Origin of the sequence: Micromonospora sp. NPDC049257 (genome assembly GCF_040678915.1) — a bacterium.
GTDB lineage: Bacteria > Actinomycetota > Actinomycetes > Mycobacteriales > Micromonosporaceae > Micromonospora > Micromonospora antibiotica.
In genome coordinates this window covers 168,624-186,032 of sequence record NZ_JBFAQU010000003.1, presented here as the reverse complement: position 1 = coordinate 186,032, position 17,409 = coordinate 168,624, and the positions used below count along the sequence as shown (strand labels likewise).

The following is a 17,409-nucleotide window of genomic DNA, read 5'->3' as shown; positions in this document are numbered from 1 at the left end:
ACCGGTCGCGTACGGGCCGGGACCGCCCCCGATCAGCCGCCGACCGGCCGCCCCGCCCGGTCGTCGACTGAGCATCCGCTCCTGCCGGCTGCGCGGTCCTGCCGGCTGCACCGCGCCGCGCACCCTGCTGCCGGCTGCGCGGTCCGGCCGGCCTGGCCGGGTCGACCTCGCCGTCTCGTGCCGGCCCGCCGGCCTCGCGGTGCTGCCGGCCTGGCCGTCTCTTGCCGGCCCGGCGGTCTGGCCTGGCCGTCCCGTGCCGGCCCGGCGGTCTCGCGGTGCTGCCGGTTTACGGCGAGGGGCGCCCCGGACGGTGCCGGGACGCCCCTCGATGTCGCGCCCGGTCAGGGCGAGGTGGGCAGCGTGAAGCTGCCGATGAGGTTGAGCAGCAGCAGCAGGATGCCGAGCCCGACCGCGATCGCGCCGCAGATCAGGCCGGCCTTGGCCTGACCGGCGTTGCTGGCCAGACCCTGGTTGGCCTTCTGCATCCCCAGCCAACCGGTGATCACCGCGCCGATGCCGAGCGGGATGCCCAGGAAGAGGCAGCAGAGCAGCGGAAGCGACGCGATGCCGAGGATCAGCGACACCAGGCCGAGGGTGTTCTGCTGCCCCTGCGGCGCTGGATAGCCGGCCCCCGGATAGGAGGCCGCCGCGGCGTACGGCTGCTGCCCGTAGGGGTCCTTGTGGACGGGCTGGCCGTACGGGTCCGGCTGGAAGGGCTGCTCGTACGGCTGGCCCGAGGTGGGCTGGGGGCCGTACGGGTCGTGCGGGGGCTGCCCGTACTGCGGAGGCTGCTCGCCGTACGGTGCCGCCGGTTGCTGCCCGTACGGTGCCTGCGGCGCGGCGTACGGGTCCTGCGGCTGGCCCGAGACGGGCTGCTGCCCGTACGGATCGTGCGGGGGCTGCTGGCCGTACGGGTCGTGGCCGGGGTTTCCGGGCTGCATCTCGGCTGCTCCTCAGTCGTGGGCCGTCAGTAGCTGCTGGTGCTGCTGCCGTCGATCGCACCCATCACACCACCGAAGATGCAGCACAGCAGCACGATGACGAGCCACACACCACCGATGATGAAGGCCAGCTTCGACCACTTCTTGGACTCGCGGGCGGCGGCCTCGGCACCCGCGTAGTCGCCCTGCTGCAGGGCCGGGTTGACCTTGGATGCGTTGATGATGGCGGGGATCGCCAGCGGCCAGAAGAAGAAGATGGCCACGATCGACGGGGTCATGTTGTTGTTGATCGGCTGCTGCGGGTTGGGGTAGCCGGGCTGCATCTGTGGTACTCCTCGTTCACGTCGGTACGGCGTCCGTACCTGATCATTGGCTATGGGGTGCGGTGGCGGGCGCGGCCCGGCCACCGGGCGACCGGCAGCGTACCGTGTCCGGGCGACACGCGTGATCACCCGAAACGTCGCCGCCCGCAGGATGGGCGGGCCGACCTGCCCGCTAGGGTGGCCCGTGTGACCGAGCCCGCGCCCGTCGCCCGCCTCGTCGTCCTCGTCTCCGGCTCCGGCAGCAACCTCCAGGCGCTGCTGGACGCCGCCGCCGACCCCGGCTACGGGGCCCGGGTGGTGGCCGTCGGCGCCGACCGGGACGGCATCGTCGGGCTGGACCGCGCCGCCGCCGCCGGGGTGCCGACCTTCGTCGACCGGGTGAAGGACCACCCCACCCGCGCCGACTGGGACAAGGCCCTCACCGCGCACGTCGCCGAGCACCAGCCCGACCTGGTCATCTCCGCCGGTTTCCTGAAGCTGGTCGGGCCGCAGTTCCTGGCGGCCTTCGGCGACCGCTATCTCAACACGCACAACACGCTGCTGCCGGCGTTCCCCGGCATCCACGGCCCCCGGGACGCGCTCGCCTACGGCGTCAAGGTCACCGGGGCCACCCTCTTCTTCGTCGACGCCGGGATGGACACCGGCCCGATCGTCGCGCAGGTCGCGGTGCCGGTCCTCGACGACGACGACGAGGAGACGCTCACCGAGCGCATCAAGCAAGCCGAGCGCCGCCAGCTCGTCGAGCAGGTCGGTCGCCTGGTTCGTGCAGGTTGGACGATCACCGGAAGAAAGGTCACCGTTCCGTGAGTGCCCCGCAGGACTCCCGCCGCCCGATCAGGCGGGCACTGGTCAGCGTCTACGACAAGAGTGGTCTGGTCGAGCTGGCCCGCGCGTTGCACGGGGCCGGGGTGGAGATCGTCTCGACCGGTTCCACCGCCTCGACGATCTCCGGCGCGGGCGTGCCGGTGACCCCGGTCGAGCAGGTGACCGGCTTCCCCGAGATCCTCGACGGCCGGGTCAAGACCCTGCACCCCAAGATCCACGGCGGTCTCCTGGCCGACCTGCGCAAGGACTCGCACGGCGCGCAGCTCGACGAGCACGGCATCGCCGGCATCGACGTCCTGGTCTCCAACCTCTACCCGTTCCAGGAAACCGTCGCCTCCGGCGCGTCGGCGGACGAGTGCGTCGAGCAGATCGACATCGGTGGGCCGGCGATGGTCCGGGCCGCCGCCAAGAACCACGCCTCGGTCGCCGTGGTGACCGACCCGGCCGCGTACCCGGCGCTGGTCGCCGCGCTGGCCGAGGGCGGTTTCACGCTGGCCCAGCGGCGGGCGCTGGCCGCCCGCGCGTTCGCCGACATCGCCGAGTACGACGTCGCGGTCGCCGACTGGTTCGCCGGCACCGCCGCCCCCGCCGAGGACGGCTGGCCGCACTTCGCCGGGCTGGCCCTGCGCCGGCAGGCGACGCTGCGCTACGGCGAGAACCCGCACCAGGGTGCCGCCGTCTACGCCGACCCGGGCAGCCCGCCGGGGCTGGCCCAGGCCGAGCAGTTGCACGGCAAGGAGATGTCCTACAACAACTACGTCGACGCGGACGCCGCCTGGCGGGCCGCGAACGACTTCCCCGACCAGCCGGCGGTGGCGGTCATCAAGCACGCCAACCCGTGCGGCATCGCCGTCGGCGCGGACGTCGCCGAGGCGCACCGCAAGGCCCACGCCTGCGACCCGGTCTCCGCGTTCGGCGGGGTGATCGCCGTCAACCGACCGGTCTCGGTGGAGCTGGCCGGGCAGGTCGCGGAGATCTTCACCGAGGTGCTGGTGGCACCGGAGTTCGAGCCCGGCGCGGTGGAGATCCTCCAGGGCAAGAAGAACATCCGGCTGCTGCGCGCCCCGGCCTTCGCCCCGCTGCCGGCTGAGTGGCGGCAGGTCACCGGCGGTGTCCTCGTGCAGCAGCGGGACCGGATCGACGCCGAGGGCGACGACCCGGCCAACTGGAAGCTGGCCACCGGCGAGGCCGCCGACGAGGCGACCCTGCGGGACCTGGTGCTGGCCTGGCGGGCGGTCCGCGCGGTGAAGAGCAACGCGATCCTGCTGGCCCGCGACGGCGCGTCGGTCGGGGTGGGGATGGGTCAGGTCAACCGGGTCGACTCGGCCCGGCTGGCGGTCAGCCGGGCCGGTGCGGAGCGAGCCCGGGGGTCCGTCGCCGCCTCGGACGCCTTCTTCCCGTTCGCCGACGGCGCGCAGATCCTGATCGACGCCGGGGTGAAGGCGATCGTCCAGCCCGGCGGGTCGATCCGCGACGAGGACACCATCGCCGCCTGCCAGCAGGCCGGCGTCACCATGTACCTCACCGCCACCCGGCACTTCTTCCACTGATCCACCCCGGCCGGGCGGGCCGCCACCGGCCGGCCCGGCGCACCGCCTGCGTGATCACCTACGGCCGAGCGGCACCCGGTGTGTGCTCGGCCGTAGGTGTCCACACGGCGCGGTGACCGGTGGTCAGGCCCCGCCCGGCGGGTCGCGTAGGGCGGCGAAGTGGCAGGCGCTGGGGTGGGGGTCGGCGGGCCGGGGGACGGTCGGCGGGTCTTCCCGGGCGCAGATGTCCTCGGCTTTCCAGCAGCGGGTGCGGAAGTGGCAGCCGGACGGCGGGTCGGCCGGGCTGGGCACGTCGCCGGTCAGCCGGATGATGCCGGTGGCGTCGCGGGCGGCCGGGTCGGGCACCGGCACCGCGGACAGCAGCGCCTGGGTGTACGGGTGGGTGGCCCGTTCGTAGATCTCCTCCTCGGTGCCGATCTCGACGATCCGGCCCAGGTACATCACCGCCACCCGGTCGCAGATGTGCCGGACCACCGACAGGTCGTGCGCGATGAAGACGTACGACAGGCCCAGCTCGTCCTGGAGTTGCCCCAACAGGTTGATGACCTGGGCCTGGATCGAGACGTCCAGGGCGGAGACCGGCTCGTCGCAGACGATCACCTCGGGGCGCAGGGCGAGCGCCCGGGCGATGCCGATGCGTTGCCGCTGACCGCCGGAGAACTGGTGCGGGTAGCGGTTGACGTGCTCGGGGTTCAGCCCGACCAGGTCCAGCAACTCCTGCACCCGGCCGCGTTTGCTGCCCTTGGGTGCGGCGTCGGGGTGGATGTCGAACGGCTCGCCGATGATGTCGCCCACCGTCATCCGGGGGTTCAGCGAGGTGTACGGGTCCTGCATCACCATCTGCATGTTGCGCCGCAGCCGGCGCAGTTCGCCCCCGGAGGCGGAGAGCAGGTCGCGGCCCTCCAGGGTGGCCCGGCCGGAGGTCGGCGTCTCCAGCCGCATCAGCAGCCGGGCGAGGGTCGACTTGCCGCAGCCGGATTCGCCGACGATGCCGAGCGTCTCGCCCCGACGCAGCACGAAGCTGACCCCGTCGACCGCCCGGACCGCGCCGACCTGCCGTTGGAAGAGCACGCCCCGGGTGATCGGGAAGTGTTTGACCAGGTCGTCGACGGCGAGGATGGTCTCGCCCCGGACCTTGGCCGGGCTAGCGGGCGCGGTCATCGTGGACCTCCTGCGCGAAGTGGCACGCGCTGGTCCGGCCGTCGGCGAGGACCAGGTCGTCCGGCACCACGTCCACGCAGACCTGCTGCACGTACGGGCATCGGGGGTGGAACGGGCAGCCGGTGGGGATCCGCATCAGGTTCGGTGGCAGTCCCCGGATCGTGGCCAGCTCCCGGCCGCGCACGTCCAGCCGGGGAATCGAGGCCAGCAACCCCTTGGTGTACGGGTGGGCCGGTGCCCGGTACAACGCGTGGACGTCGGCGTGCTCGACGATCCGGCCGGCGTACATGACGGCGATCCGGTCCGCGACGCCGGCCACCACCCCCAGGTCGTGGGTGATCAGGATCATCGCCATGTCGAGGTCGCGCCGCAGGTCGGCCAGTAGGTCCATGATCTGGGCCTGCACGGTGACGTCGAGGGCGGTGGTCGGTTCGTCGGCGATCAGCACCTTCGGGTCCAGGGCCAGCGCCATGGCGATCATGACGCGTTGCCGCATCCCGCCGGAGAACTGGTGCGGGTGGTCGCCGAGCCGTCCGGCCGCCCCCGGGATGCGCACCAGGTCCATCAGTTCGACGGTCCGCCGTCGGGCGTCGGCGCGGGACATCCCGTCCCGGTGTCGCAGCGTCTCGCCGATCTGCCAGCCGACCGGGAAGACCGGGTTCAACGCCGACAGGGCGTCCTGGAAGATCATCGCGATCTCCTTGCCGCGTACCTGCCGGCGTTGCTCCTCGGGCAGGGTGAGCAGATCGCGGCCCCGGTAGCGGATCTGACCGGAACGGATCGCCGCCGGTGGGGTGTCCAGGATGCCCATGACCGCCTGGGCGGTGACCGACTTGCCGGAGCCGGACTCACCGAGCACGGCCAGCGTCTCGCCCGGGTCCAGGTGGTAGGAGACCCCGTTGATCACCTTGGCCACCCCCTCGCCGGTGCGGAACTCGACGTGCAGGTCCCGTACCTCCAGCAGGTGACCGCCGGGCGGGGTGGGTGAGGCCGGCGTGGGCCGGACCGTGGACTCGGTCACCGGATCTGCCTCTCGCTCGCGACTGCGGGACCCGCTGCGGGCGTGCGGGGCGTGGGTGCCGGGCCCGTTGCGGGCGTGGGGGGTGGGGGCGCTGTGGCCGGCACGGTGCTCACCGCAGCTTCGGGTCGAAGGCGTCGCGGATCGCGTCGCCCAGCATGATGAAGGCCAGCACGGTCAGCGCGAGGAAGGCGGACGGGACGACCAGCGGGGTCGCCGACTCGCGCATGTGCACCCGGCCGGCGTCGATCTCGATGCCCCAGGAGATGGTGGGCGCCTTCAGTCCGATGCCCAGGAAGCTCAGGGTCGCCTCGGCGGCGATGAACGAACCGAGCGCGATGGTCAGCACCACGATCGCCGGGGCGAGCGCATTGGGCAGGATGTGCCGCCACATGATCCGGCCGTCGCCCGCGCCGAGCATCCGGGCGGCGGCGACGTAGTCCTGCTCCTTGGCGGTGATCACCGAGGAGCGGACCACCCGGGCGGCGGTGGTCCAGCCGAGCACCGCCAACACGAAGATCACCGCGAACAGCCGGACCGTGTCGCTGCTGGTGCTGACCCGCTTGAGCAGCACGATCGCGGCGAGCAGCAGCGGGATGCCGAGCACGATGTCGATCACCCGGGAGAGCACCGCGTCGACCCAGCGGCCGAAGTAGCCGGCCACCATCCCGACCACCAGCGCGACGACCCCGGTGAGTAGAGCGGAGAGCGCGCCGACAAGCAGCGAGGCGCGGGCCCCGTAGACCGCCCGGGCGTACGTGTCGCAGCCCTGGAAGTCGTACCCGAAGATGGCCCCGCCGGACGCCCCGGCGTGCTGGCGGGACAGCACGCAGTCGCGCGGGTCGTTGGCGGTGAACAGCGACGGCACGGCGGCCATCGCGGCGACCAGCACGACCAGCACCAGACTGATCCAGAAGACCGGCTTGCGGCGCAGCTCACGCCAGGCGTCCCCGGCCAGGCTGCGGGGTTTCTGCGGTACGCCGACCCGGTCGGGGGTGCCGGGCTCACCGGAGACCCCCCGGCGGGCGGCCTGGTCCTCCGTCGCCGCCACCGTCTCGAAGTCGCTCATGCCCGTACCTCGTCGCGCTCACTCATAGCGGATCCTCGGATCGAGTACGGCGTACAGGACGTCCACCACCAGGTTGGCGACCAGGTAGACGACGACGAGCACGCTGACGATGCCCACCACCAGCGGGCCGTCCTCGGTGCGGATGCCCCGGAACAGGTTGAAGCCCACCCCCGGGATGTTGAACACGCCCTCGGTGATGATCGCGCCGCTCATCAGGTTGCCCAGCTCGACGCCGAGGAAGGTGATCACGGGGATGAGCGAGTTACGCAGTACGTGCACCCCGATGATCCGCCGCCGGACCAGCCCCTTCGACCGGGCGGTGCGGACGTAGTCGGCGCGCAGGTTCTCGGCGACCGAGGTCCGGGTCAGCCGCAGCGCGGTGGCCAGCGACAGGGAGCCGAGCACGATGCCGGGCAGCAGCAGGGCCCACAGGTCGGGGTCGGCGCCGGCGGTCGGGGGGAAGATCGGCCAGCGGACGCCGAGCAGGTACTGCGCGAGCGGGGCCAGCACGATGGTGGGGATGCCCAGCACCAGCAGGGTCAGCACCAGCGTGGCGTTGTCGAAGAGGCTGGCCCGGCGGATGCCGGCGAGCACCCCGGCGGTGACCCCGAACAGGATCGTCACGGCCATCGCGATCACGGCCAGCTTGACGGTGACCGGCCAGGCGGCGGCGAGGATGTCCCCGATCGATCGGCCGGTCAGCGACTGGCCGAGGTCACCCTGGAGCAGGTTCTTGAGGTAGTCGAGGTAGCGGTAGAAGAAGCCGCCGATCCCGGTCCGGTCGAGGTGGAACTTCTCCGTGAGGTACGCCCGCTGGGCCGGGGTGACCGGCCGTTCGCCGGCCAGCGCCTGGATCGGGTCGCCCTGGCCGGCGAACATCAGGGCGTACACGATCAGCGTGGTCCCGAAGAAGGCGAGGACCATCTGGAGCAGACGCCGCAGAACGAAGCGGAACATACTGTGCAGTCTTGCTGATAAGGGGCGGAGACGGAGGCGGGTCGGGCCACCGTCCACCGATGACCCGACCCGTTGCTCCCGTCGACGGCCCCGTTGCCGCCGACGCGCCCTGCACGTGCCGGTCGGCCGTTCGCCGCCGCCGCGCCTTCATCTGCCGGCGGCCGTTCGCCGACGCCGCCCCTTCACCTGCTGGCGGCCGTTCGCGCCGCCCGGACTAGCTGACCGCCTCGATCTTCAGCAGGTCGATCCGGTCGAAGAGGTCCATCTGGACGTTCTTCACCTTGGTCGAGTGGCCGAAGTTGTTCTGGCCGTAGCGCAGCGGGATCACCGGCAGGTCCTTGGCCAGCAGGTCCTCCGCCGCCTGGTACTTCGCGATCGCGGCCTCCTCGTTCGGGGCCTTGGCGCCCTCGACGAGCAGCTTGTCGAACTCCGGGTTGCTGTAGCCGTAGTAGTTCGACGAACCGTTCGTGCTGTACAGCGGGCCGAGGTAGTTCTCCATCGACGGGTAGTCCATCACCCAGCCCATCCGGAACAGGCCCACCGGCTGCTTCGCCTTGACCTTGGTCAGCAGGTCGGCGAACTTGGGCTCGGCGGTGCCGACGCACTCCACACCCAGGTTGGCCTTGAGCTGGTTGCAGGTCGCGTCGATCCAGTCCTTGTGCCCACCGTCGCCGTTGTACGACAGCTCGATCTTCTTCGGGCCACCGGCGGCCTCGTACGCCGACTTCGCCTTGGCCGGGTCGAACTCGCCGGCCGCGCCGATGGTGTTCTCCCGGTAACCCGCGACCACCGGCGAGACGAACGAGCGGGCCGGCTGCTGCGAGTCCTTGAAGATCGACTTGGTGATCTCGTCCCGGTCGATCGCCATCGAGATGGCCTTGCGCACCTCGGGCTTGCTGAACTCCTTCTGAAAGGTCGGGAAGGCCAGCACCTGCAACGACGATGCCGGGCTCTGCTGGAACCGGTCGCCCAGGTCGGTCGCGGCGGTCGACAGGTTCTCGGTCGGGATCGTCTTGATCACGTCGAGGTTGTCCGACAGCACGTCCGCGTACGCGGCGGTGGGCTGCTGGTAGATCCGGAACTCGACCCCGCCCACCTTCGGCTGCTCGCCGGGGAAGGCGTCGTAGCGCTCCACCTCGACCTTGGCGTCGTGCTGCCAGGAGCCCTTCATCCGGAACGGGCCCTGCCCGATCGGGGCCTGCTCGTAGCCCTCCTTCAGCGTGCCGGGCCCCGAGAAGGCGGCCTTCGGCAGCGGATAGAAGGCGGTGTACCCGAGCATCGTCTTGAACTCGCTGTACGGCTCGGTCAGCGTGACGGTGAAGGTCAGGTCGTCGACCTTCTTCAGCCCGGACAGCCGCTCGGCAGCCGGCTTGTCGCCCTGCAGGTCGGCGTACCCGGCGATCTTCTCGAAGAAGTAGCTGGAGTTCTGCCCGTTGGGGGCGTACGCGCCGTAGTTCCAGGCGTCGAGGTAGTTGTCGGCGGTGACCTTCTCGCCGTTGTGGAAGGTGTAGCCGTCCTTGAGCTTGACCGTCCAGACCTTGTTGTCCGACGAGGTGACCGACTCGGCCGCCACCTCGTAGGGCTTGTTGGCCTCGTCGTAGTCGACCAGTGGGCTGAACAGGGCGGCGAGCACCTGCGAACCGCTGGTCTCGTTGGTGTTGGTCGGCACCAGGTGCTGCGGCTCGGCGATCTCGATCCGCACGGCCGCGTTGGGGTCGGACTGACCGGTTCCGCTGCCGCCGCCCGAGCCGCAGGCCGCCAGGCCCAGGGTCACCGCGAGCGGGAGAGCGGTCCAGGCAGCAAGCCTGCGCACACGCATGGGGGTCTCCTCATCTCATTACGTAGCGCAGCCGGACCCGGCGCTGGGTGACTCTGCGCAACGTCCGGCAACGGTAGGTCGGGATCGGCCCGACGACAACGGAAGCGTTGCGAACGGATAACGGACCACCGGCAGTGCCCTTGTGGTTGTTCTGCTCGCCTGGTATCGGGGAGAAGCGATTTTTGCTGCTCACTATGGGCGTGGAGGGGGTGTCGGATGCCCACGGAGGGCCGATCGGTCGCCGTGGGGGGTATGCGTCGCCTGTCCGGCCCGCAGTCGGTGTGGGGTCTTCCGTCCGCCACGACGTCGTGGCCTGCCACACTAAGGTGACACAAAGTGACCAATGGCACGTAACTCAAAGTGACGGCCGCCCCGTCGCCGGCTCGCCGTCCGCCGGCCGTGAGACGATCTGGTCGTGACGGCGATCATCCTGGACGGCAAGGCGACCGCAGCCAAGATCAAGGACGAGCTGCGGGTACGGGTCAAGGCGTTGGCCGAGCGAGGGGTCACCCCCGGCCTGGGCACCGTCCTGGTCGGCGCGGACCCCGGCTCGGAGGCGTACGTCAACGGCAAGCACCGCGACTGCGCCGAGGTGGGCATCGCCTCGATCCGCCGGGAGCTGCCCGCCGACGCCACCCAGCAGCAGCTCGACGACGTGCTCACCGAGCTGAACGCCGACCCGGGCTGCCACGGCTACATCGTCCAGCTGCCGCTGCCGGCGCACCTCGACACCCAGCGGGCCCTGGAGCTGATCGACCCCGACAAGGACGCCGACGGCCTGCACCCGGTGAACCTGGGCCGGCTGGTGCTCGGCTACGACGGCCCACTGCCCTGCACCCCGCGCGGCATCGTCGAGCTGCTCCGCCGGTACGACGTGCCGCTGCGCGGTGCCAACGTCGCCCTGGTCGGCCGGGGCAACACCGTCGGCCGGCCGCTCGGCCTGCTGCTCAACCGGCGCAGCGAGAACGCGACCGTCACCCTGTGCCACACCGGCACCCTCGACCTCGCCGCCCACACCCGCGCCGCCGACATCGTCATCGTCGCCGCCGGGGTGCCCGGCCTGCTCACCGCCGACATGGTCACCCCGGGCACCACGGTGGTCGACGTCGGCATCACCCGGGTGATCGGCGACGACGGCAAGGGCCGCTACACCGGCGACGTGGACCCGGAGGTGGCCCAGGTCGCCGCCCGGCTCGCGCCGATGCCGGGCGGCGTCGGGCCGATGACCCGGGCCATGCTGCTCACCAACGTCGTCGAACGCGCCGAACGCGGCTGACCTCCCCTGCCGCCCGGGTTCCCCCGCTGCCGGCTGACCTCCGCTGCCGTCCGGCGGCTCCCCCCGCTGACGGCTGACCTCCCGTGCCGGCTGACCTCCCCTGCCGGGTGGCCGGCTGTCCCGCTTGGTTGTTGACTCCCCGCTGCCGGCTGACCTCATCTGCTGGGTGGCCGGCTGTCCCGCTGGGCGGCCGGCCTTCCCCGCTGGGCGGCCGGCCTTCCCCGCTGGGCGGCCGGCCTTCCCCGCTTGGCGGTTGACTCCCCAGCGCGGCGGCGGGTGTTCCCTGCTGGGCGGGTGGTCTGCCCTGCGCGGCGGTGGCGCACGCCTGCGCTACCGGGATGCTCCGCCGCAGGTGCCGCCGCCCACCGCGTACCCCACCGGGAACCGGGCGGTGGTGACGTTGGCCCCATCCCGGGGATGGTCGCCGCCCCTGGCCCGAACGGTGCCACGTTGACTGTTACGGTCGGGAAAACCGACTGGTAGCAGGGGAGTGGGACGACCATGGGTAAGAAGGTCACTGTCGTCGGGGCCGGGTTCTACGGCTCCACCACCGCACAGCGCCTGGCCGAGTACGACGTCTTCGACACCGTCGTGATCACCGACATCGTGGAGGGCAAGCCGGCGGGTCTCGCGCTGGACCTCAACCAGTCCCGCGCGATCGAGGGCTTCGAGACCAAGGTCGTCGGTGCCACCACCGGCCCCAACGGCGAGGGCTACGAGGCCATCGAGGGCTCGGACGTCGTGGTGATCACCGCAGGTCTGCCCCGTAAGCCGGGCATGAGCCGGATGGACCTGCTGGAGACCAACGCCAAGATCGTGCGGCAGGTCGCCGAGAACGTCGCCAAGTACGCCCCGAACGCCGTCGTGATCGTGGTGTCCAACCCGCTCGACGAGATGACCGCGCTCGCCCAGCTCGCCACCCAGTTCCCCAAGAACCGGGTGCTCGGCCAGGCCGGCATGCTCGACAGCGCCCGGTTCACCAACTTCGTCGCCGAGGCCCTCGACGTACCGGTGAAGTCGGTCAAGACGCTGACCCTCGGCTCGCACGGCGACACCATGGTCCCGGTGCCGTCGCAGAGCACCGTCAACGGCAAGCCGCTGCGCGACGCGATGCCCGCCGAGCAGATCGAGGAGCTGGTCGTCAAGACCCGCAACGGTGGCGCCGAGGTCGTCGCGCTGCTCAAGACCGGTTCGGCGTACTACGCCCCGTCCGCCGCCGCCGCCCGGATGGCACGGGCCGTGGCCGAGGACTCCGGCGCGGTCATGCCGGTCTGCGCCTGGGTCGACGGCGAGTACGGCATCTCCGGGGTCTACCTGGGCGTCGAGGCCGAGATCGGCGCGGAGGGCGTGAAGCGGGTCGTCGAGACCGACCTGGACGCCGACGAGCTGGCCAGCCTCAAGGAGGCCGCCGAGGCCGTCCGCGCCAAGCAGGCCGACGTGGCCAGCATGTGATCCGCTGAACCATCCGCCGCAGGGGCGGGACGGCTTCCGCCGTCCCGCCCCTGCGCCGTCCCCACCCCACCCCGTCCCGCCCGTCCCGCCGTCCCTGCCCCGGTGATCAAGAGGTTTGCGTCAACCAGTCGGCCTGAGTTGACCCAAACCTCTTGATCACTGCATTGGGTCAGGGCTCGCGGCGGGTGATCAAGAGGTTTCGGTCAGGAAACCGCCCTGACGTGACCCAAACCTCTTGATCACCGCTGGCAGGTGCCCGGCTCCGGTGGTGATCAAGAGGTTTGGGTCAGGAAATCGCCCTGGCATGACCGAAACCTCTTGATCACCGGGGCGAGGTGGGACGGGGCGAGGTGGGACGGGGCGAGGTGGGACGGGGTGGGGCGAGGGTGGGCGGGTGGGGGGTGAAGGGGGCGGTGAGGTGGGGGGTGGCTAGGAGGGTGGGGGTGGAGGTGGTGGCGAGCTGGTCGAGCAGGGTGGTGCGGGAGTCTCGGGCGGTGGTCGGGTCCGCCTCGTGGGCGTAGGCCAGCTCCGGGTCGATCAGCTGCACCACGTGCACCAGCAGGTCGCCGGTGAACAGGATCCGGTCGTCGCCGGTGTCGACCAGCACGCACTGGTGGCCGGGGGTGTGCCCGGGGGTGGGTAGCAGGCGTACCCCGGGGGTGAGGGTGGTGTCGCCGTCGACCACGCGGAGCTGGCCGGCGGCGCGCAACGGCGCGATCAGACCGGCCGGCAGTCCCGGGTTGATGCTCTCCACGGCGGCCAGCTCGGCCCGCTGGAGCAGGTAGGTCGCGTTGTGGAAGTAGGGCCGGCCCGGGGTGCCGGTCACCGCCCAGCCGATGTGGTCGCTGTGCAGGTGGGTGAGGATCACGGTGTGTACGTCGGCCGGGTCGATGCCGGCGACGGCCAGTTCGGCCGGCAGCCGACCGGGGACCGGTGCCCAGCTCGCGGCGGGCGAGTCGGCCGGCCCGATGCCGGCGTCGACCAGGGTCACCGGCCCGTCCCCGACGCGCAGCGCGAAGGCGCGGAACGGCAGCCACCAGTCGCCGTCGTCGGTGACCGAACCGGGTTCGCGCCGGTCCGCCTCGCGCCAGTGTGCGGCGGTGGCTGCGGGGAATGCCTGCGTCCGGGGCTGGAAGAACGGTCCCTCGCCGTCGGTGAGGGCGGTGACCGTGATAGACCCGAGGGTGCGGCTCAGTGGCATCCGGTGATGGTGCCAGGGTCCGCCCCGGCCCACGCGGTGATTTTGGCCGTCCGGGGCCGCCGGGTCGAGGCCGGCTCGGTGCCGTGAACCGGTTTCCAGTACGCTCGTACTGCTTGAGCACGTGTCCCCCGAGAGGAGCGCCGGCCGATGGCGAAGATCAAGGTAAACAACCCGGTCGTAGAGCTCGACGGCGACGAGATGACCCGGATCATCTGGAAGCAGATCCGGGAGCAGCTGATCCTGCCCTACCTCGACGTCGACCTGCACTACTACGACCTGTCGATCCAGCACCGGGACGCCACCGACGACCAGGTGACCATCGACGCCGCGAACGCCATCAAGGAGCACGGCGTCGGCGTCAAGTGCGCCACCATCACCCCGGACGAGGCCCGGGTGGAGGAGTTCGGCCTCAAGAAGATGTGGCGGTCGCCGAACGGCACCATCCGTAACATCCTCGGCGGCGTCGTCTTCCGCGAGCCGATCATCATGTCGAACGTGCCCCGGCTGGTCCCCGGCTGGACCAAGCCGATCATCATCGGCCGGCACGCCCACGGCGACCAGTACAAGGCCACCGACTTCGTGGTCCCCGGCCCGGGCACGGTGACCATCACCTACACCCCGGCCGACGGCGGCACCCCGATGGAGATGGAGGTCGCCAACTTCTCCGGCGGCGGCATCGCCATGGGCATGTACAACTACGACGAGTCGATCCGGGACTTCGCCCGCGCCTCGTTCCGGTACGGCCTGGACCGGGGCTACCCGGTCTACCTGTCCACCAAGAACACCATCCTCAAGGCGTACGACGGCCGGTTCAAGGACCTCTTCGCCGAGGTGTTCGAGAACGAGTTCAAGGACGAGTTCGCCGCCGCCGGCATCACCTACGAGCACCGGCTCATCGACGACATGGTCGCCGCCGCGCTCAAGTGGGAGGGCGGCTACGTCTGGGCCTGCAAGAACTACGACGGTGACGTGCAGTCCGACACCGTCGCGCAGGGCTTCGGCTCGCTCGGCCTGATGACCTCCGTGCTGCTCTCCCCGGACGGTCGTACCGTCGAGGCGGAGGCCGCGCACGGCACGGTCACCCGGCACTACCGGCAGTACCAGAAGGGCGAGAAGACCTCGACCAACCCGATCGCCTCGATCTACGCCTGGACCCGGGGCCTGGCCCACCGGGGCAAGCTGGACGGCACCCCGGCGGTCACCGAGTTCGCCGACACCCTGGAGCAGGTCATCGTCGACACCGTCGAGTCCGGCCAGATGACCAAGGACCTCGCGCTGCTCATCTCGCGCGACGCCCCGTGGCAGAGCACCGACGAGTTCATGAACACCCTCGACGAGAACCTGGCGCGCAGGCTCAGCGCCTGACCCTCGCCCGTACCCACGGAACCCGTCGGCGGTCCGCCGACGGGTTCCGTCGTCTGCGGCCCGGCGACGCGCACCGGCGGCACCGGTGTGCCAGAAGGTCGGCAGCACCGGCACCGGCAGCCCCGGCAGCACCGGCACCGGCAGCCCCGGCAGCACCGGCACCGGCAGCACAGGCAGCACCGGAACCGGCGACCCCGGCAGCACAGGCCCCGGCAGCACCGGCGGCCTGCGGTCGGCGGCACCGGCGGTGCCACCCGTCCGGGTGACGGCGGCGTCACCGGTCGGGGAAGAGGTCGTTGAGCCGGGTGGACGTGGTGCCAGTCGCGTCCAGGGAGCACGTCGGTCACCGCACGGCACCAGTGCCGATCGACAAGCCTCCCGGGCTGTCGAGCACAGCCAGCCGTCCCTTCCCCGCGGGGGGCCCGTCCCGGGCCCCCCGCGTCCTGCTGTGCGGGGTCGGCCGGCGGGCAGGGGAGCGGGGTCAGCCGGCGCGCAGGAGCTCGGCGGCGCGCTCGGGGGCGATGTCGTTGATGAAGACCCCCATGCCCGACTCGGAGCCGGCCAGGTACTTCAGTTTGTCCTTCGCCCGGCGGATGGTGAACAGCTGGAGGTGCAGGTGGCCCAGCTCCCGGTCGATCCGCACCGGCGCCTGGTGCCAGGCCGCGATGTACGGCATGGGCAGGTCGAACAGCCCGTCGAAGCGGCGGAGCACGTCCAGGTAGAGCGGGCCGAACGCGTCCCGTTCGGCGTCGTCGAGCGCCGGGATGTCCGGCACCGGCCGGTGCGGCGCGACGTGCACCTCGAACGGCCAGCGGGCCGCCGCCGGCACGTACGCCGTCCAGTGGTCGTTGGCCGCGACCACCCGGTCCCCGGCGGCGCGCTCGGTGGCGAGCACGTCGGCGTAGAGGTTGCCGCCGCCGGTGCGCTCCGCGTGCCGGCGGGCCGCCGCGAGCAGCGACCGGGTACGCGGTGTGACGAACGGGTACGCGTAGATCTGGCCGTGCGGGTGGTGCAGGGTGACGCCGATCTCCACCCCCCGGTTCTCGAAGCAGAACACCTGCTCCACCCCGGGCAGTGCGCCGACCGCCGTGGTCCGGTCGGCCAGCGCGTCCAGCACCAGCCGGACCCGGGCGGGGGAGAGGCTGGCGAAGGACGCCCGGTGGTCGTCGGTGAAGCAGACCACCTCGCAGCGTCCCTGGCCGGGGCGGACCGGGGTGAACCCGGTGATCTCGGCCGGCTCGTCGGCGATCCGTTGGCTCAGCGAGGGGAACCGGTTCTCGAAGACCGCCACGTCGTAGTCGGGGGCGGGGATCTCGCTGTGCCGGTCGCCCCGGGACGGGCACAGCGGGCACTGGTCGGCCGGGGGGAGGAAGGTCCGGGTCTGCCGGTGCACCGCCACCGCCACCCACTCGTCGGTGAGCGGGTCGTACCGTAGCTGGGAGGCCGGCGGAGGTGGGGGCAGCTCCCGCTGGTCCGGCTGGTCCCGGACGGCGTCGTCCCGCTCGTCGAAGTAGATCAGCTCGCGGCCGTCGGCCAGCTCGATCGCCGTACGCTTCACCGCGTCGTCTCCTGCCCGGTCGCCCGGCCCGTGCCTGTCACGATCACCAGCTCGCCCACCTTCTCGTCGATCACCCGGCGCGCTTCGGGGGCCAACCGGTCGTCGCTGACCAGCACGTCGGCGGCGCCCAGGCCGACGATGGAGGAGATGCCCACGGTGCCCCACTTGGTGTGGTCGGCGAGGACGACCAGCCGGTCGGCGGCCTCCACCAGGGCCCGGTCGGTCTCCGCCTCCATCAGGTTGGGGGTGGTGAAACCCGCCCGCTCGGTGATCCCGTGTACGCCGAGGAAGAGCAGGTCCAGGTGCAGCGACCGGATGGCCTCCACGGCCAGCGGGCCGACCAGCGCGTCGGACGGGGTGCGTACCCCGCCGGTCAGCACCACGGTCTGGTCGGGGCGGCCGGCGGTGTGCAGGATCTCGGCCACCGGCAGCGAGTTGGTCACCACGGTCAGCCCGGCGACGTCGACCAGGCGGCGGGCCAGCTCGGCGGTGGTGGTGCCGGCGGAGAGGGCGATCGCCGCACCGGGCCGGACCAGTTCGGCCGCGTGGCCGGCGATGGCGGCCTTCTCGGCGGACTGCCGGACGGACTTGGCGTGGAAGCCCGGTTCGTCGGTCGAGCCGGGGCCGGTGGTGGTGGCCCCGCCGTGCACCTTGGCCAGCAGCCCCTGGTCGTGCAGCGTGTCCAGGTCCCGCCGGATGGTCATGTCGGAGACACCGAACTCGGCAGCCAGCTCGGTGACCCGTACGCCACCGGCGGTCCGGACCCGGTCGAGGATCGTCGCCTGTCGCTGCCGTGCCAGCATCCGCCGTACCTCCCCGCACACCTGCACGCGCTCGAACGTGTTCAAACAAGATTGAACACTAGCGCGCAGCAGGCAGCGGCGGAAGTAGAAC

15 protein-coding genes are annotated in these 17,409 nt (G+C 71.5%); 5 read left to right on the top strand and 10 right to left on the bottom strand.

Annotated elements, in window-relative coordinates:
* Positions 1–341: 341 nt before the first annotated feature.
* Positions 342–941, bottom strand: coding sequence for a hypothetical protein (locus tag AB0K25_RS07055; protein WP_363818998.1), 600 nt, complete (start codon positions 939–941; stop codon positions 342–344).
* Positions 942–967: 26 nt separating this feature from the next.
* The gene (locus AB0K25_RS07050) at positions 968–1,264 is read right to left on the bottom strand and encodes a CD225/dispanin family protein (protein WP_208567986.1); all 297 of its coding nucleotides are present in this window, start codon (positions 1,262–1,264) and stop codon (positions 968–970) included.
* 186 nt (positions 1,265–1,450) lie between these two features.
* Between AB0K25_RS07050 and purN the strand changes: the two genes are divergently transcribed.
* Positions 1,451–2,071, top strand: a complete 621-nt coding sequence (gene purN / locus AB0K25_RS07045) for a phosphoribosylglycinamide formyltransferase (protein WP_219464669.1) — start codon at positions 1,451–1,453, stop codon at positions 2,069–2,071.
* Complete coding sequence (gene purH / locus AB0K25_RS07040) at positions 2,068–3,639, top strand: bifunctional phosphoribosylaminoimidazolecarboxamide formyltransferase/IMP cyclohydrolase (protein WP_219464668.1); 1,572 nt, start codon at positions 2,068–2,070, stop codon at positions 3,637–3,639. Before purN ends, purH begins: the two co-directional genes overlap by 4 nt.
* A 123-nt stretch (positions 3,640–3,762) precedes the next feature.
* Here purH and AB0K25_RS07035 read toward each other — a convergent pair whose 3' ends face one another.
* The 5 genes from AB0K25_RS07035 to AB0K25_RS07015 all read right to left on the bottom strand — a co-directional run bounded on the left by AB0K25_RS07035 (position 3,763) and on the right by AB0K25_RS07015 (position 9,663).
* The gene (locus tag AB0K25_RS07035) at positions 3,763–4,800 is read right to left on the bottom strand and encodes a dipeptide ABC transporter ATP-binding protein (protein WP_208567989.1); all 1,038 of its coding nucleotides are present in this window, start codon (positions 4,798–4,800) and stop codon (positions 3,763–3,765) included.
* A complete protein-coding gene (locus AB0K25_RS07030; RefSeq protein ID WP_363818993.1) occupies positions 4,784–5,821 on the bottom strand; it encodes an ABC transporter ATP-binding protein in 1,038 nt (345 codons plus the stop codon). The genes AB0K25_RS07035 and AB0K25_RS07030 overlap by 17 nt, the downstream gene beginning before the upstream one ends.
* 109 nt (positions 5,822–5,930) lie before the next feature.
* A complete protein-coding gene (locus AB0K25_RS07025; protein ID WP_357535206.1) occupies positions 5,931–6,887 on the bottom strand; it encodes an ABC transporter permease in 957 nt (318 codons plus the stop codon).
* An 18-nt stretch (positions 6,888–6,905) separates the two neighbouring features.
* Positions 6,906–7,844, bottom strand: a complete 939-nt coding sequence (locus tag AB0K25_RS07020) for an ABC transporter permease (protein ID WP_208567992.1) — start codon at positions 7,842–7,844, stop codon at positions 6,906–6,908.
* A 214-nt stretch (positions 7,845–8,058) separates the two neighbouring features.
* Complete coding sequence (locus tag AB0K25_RS07015) at positions 8,059–9,663, bottom strand: ABC transporter substrate-binding protein (protein WP_219464662.1); 1,605 nt, start codon at positions 9,661–9,663, stop codon at positions 8,059–8,061.
* Between the two features lie 415 nt (positions 9,664–10,078).
* Between AB0K25_RS07015 and AB0K25_RS07010 the strand changes: the two genes are divergently transcribed.
* Both AB0K25_RS07010 and mdh read left to right on the top strand, forming a co-directional pair.
* A complete protein-coding gene (locus AB0K25_RS07010; protein ID WP_208567994.1) occupies positions 10,079–10,939 on the top strand; it encodes a bifunctional methylenetetrahydrofolate dehydrogenase/methenyltetrahydrofolate cyclohydrolase in 861 nt (286 codons plus the stop codon).
* 501 nt (positions 10,940–11,440) lie between these two features.
* Positions 11,441–12,391, top strand: a complete 951-nt coding sequence (gene mdh, locus AB0K25_RS07005; protein ID WP_219464661.1) for a malate dehydrogenase — start codon at positions 11,441–11,443, stop codon at positions 12,389–12,391.
* Between the two features lie 322 nt (positions 12,392–12,713).
* On the opposite strand, the gene AB0K25_RS07000 is transcribed toward mdh, so the two are convergent.
* Complete coding sequence (locus AB0K25_RS07000; protein WP_363818988.1) at positions 12,714–13,592, bottom strand: MBL fold metallo-hydrolase; 879 nt, start codon at positions 13,590–13,592, stop codon at positions 12,714–12,716.
* A 147-nt stretch (positions 13,593–13,739) separates the two neighbouring features.
* Between AB0K25_RS07000 and AB0K25_RS06995 the strand changes: the two genes are divergently transcribed.
* Positions 13,740–14,957, top strand: coding sequence for an NADP-dependent isocitrate dehydrogenase (locus AB0K25_RS06995; protein ID WP_357535202.1), 1,218 nt, complete (start codon positions 13,740–13,742; stop codon positions 14,955–14,957).
* Between the two features lie 481 nt (positions 14,958–15,438).
* Here the strand turns inward: AB0K25_RS06995 and galT are convergent, their stop codons facing one another.
* Complete coding sequence (gene galT, locus AB0K25_RS06990; RefSeq protein WP_219464658.1) at positions 15,439–16,515, bottom strand: galactose-1-phosphate uridylyltransferase; 1,077 nt, start codon at positions 16,513–16,515, stop codon at positions 15,439–15,441.
* Positions 16,512–17,318, bottom strand: a complete 807-nt coding sequence (locus AB0K25_RS06985; protein ID WP_208567999.1) for a DeoR/GlpR family DNA-binding transcription regulator — start codon at positions 17,316–17,318, stop codon at positions 16,512–16,514. Before AB0K25_RS06985 ends, galT begins: the two co-directional genes overlap by 4 nt.
* Positions 17,319–17,409 lie beyond the last annotated feature (91 nt).

Coding starts and splice junctions, on each gene's coding strand:
- mdh (WP_219464661.1), top strand. CDS start 11,441: ATGGGTAAGAAGGTCACTGTCGTCGGGGCCGGGTTCTACGGCTCCACC.
- AB0K25_RS07050 (WP_208567986.1), bottom strand. CDS start 1,264: ATGCAGCCCGGCTACCCCAACCCGCAGCAGCCGATCAACAACAACATG.
- AB0K25_RS07035 (WP_208567989.1), bottom strand. CDS start 4,800: ATGACCGCGCCCGCTAGCCCGGCCAAGGTCCGGGGCGAGACCATCCTC.
- AB0K25_RS07025 (WP_357535206.1), bottom strand. CDS start 6,887: ATGAGCGACTTCGAGACGGTGGCGGCGACGGAGGACCAGGCCGCCCGC.
- AB0K25_RS06995 (WP_357535202.1), top strand. CDS start 13,740: ATGGCGAAGATCAAGGTAAACAACCCGGTCGTAGAGCTCGACGGCGAC.
- AB0K25_RS06985 (WP_208567999.1), bottom strand. CDS start 17,318: ATGCTGGCACGGCAGCGACAGGCGACGATCCTCGACCGGGTCCGGACC.
- AB0K25_RS07000 (WP_363818988.1), bottom strand. CDS start 13,592: ATGCCACTGAGCCGCACCCTCGGGTCTATCACGGTCACCGCCCTCACC.
- AB0K25_RS07015 (WP_219464662.1), bottom strand. CDS start 9,663: ATGCGTGTGCGCAGGCTTGCTGCCTGGACCGCTCTCCCGCTCGCGGTG.
- AB0K25_RS07020 (WP_208567992.1), bottom strand. CDS start 7,844: ATGTTCCGCTTCGTTCTGCGGCGTCTGCTCCAGATGGTCCTCGCCTTC.
- AB0K25_RS07055 (WP_363818998.1), bottom strand. CDS start 941: ATGCAGCCCGGAAACCCCGGCCACGACCCGTACGGCCAGCAGCCCCCG.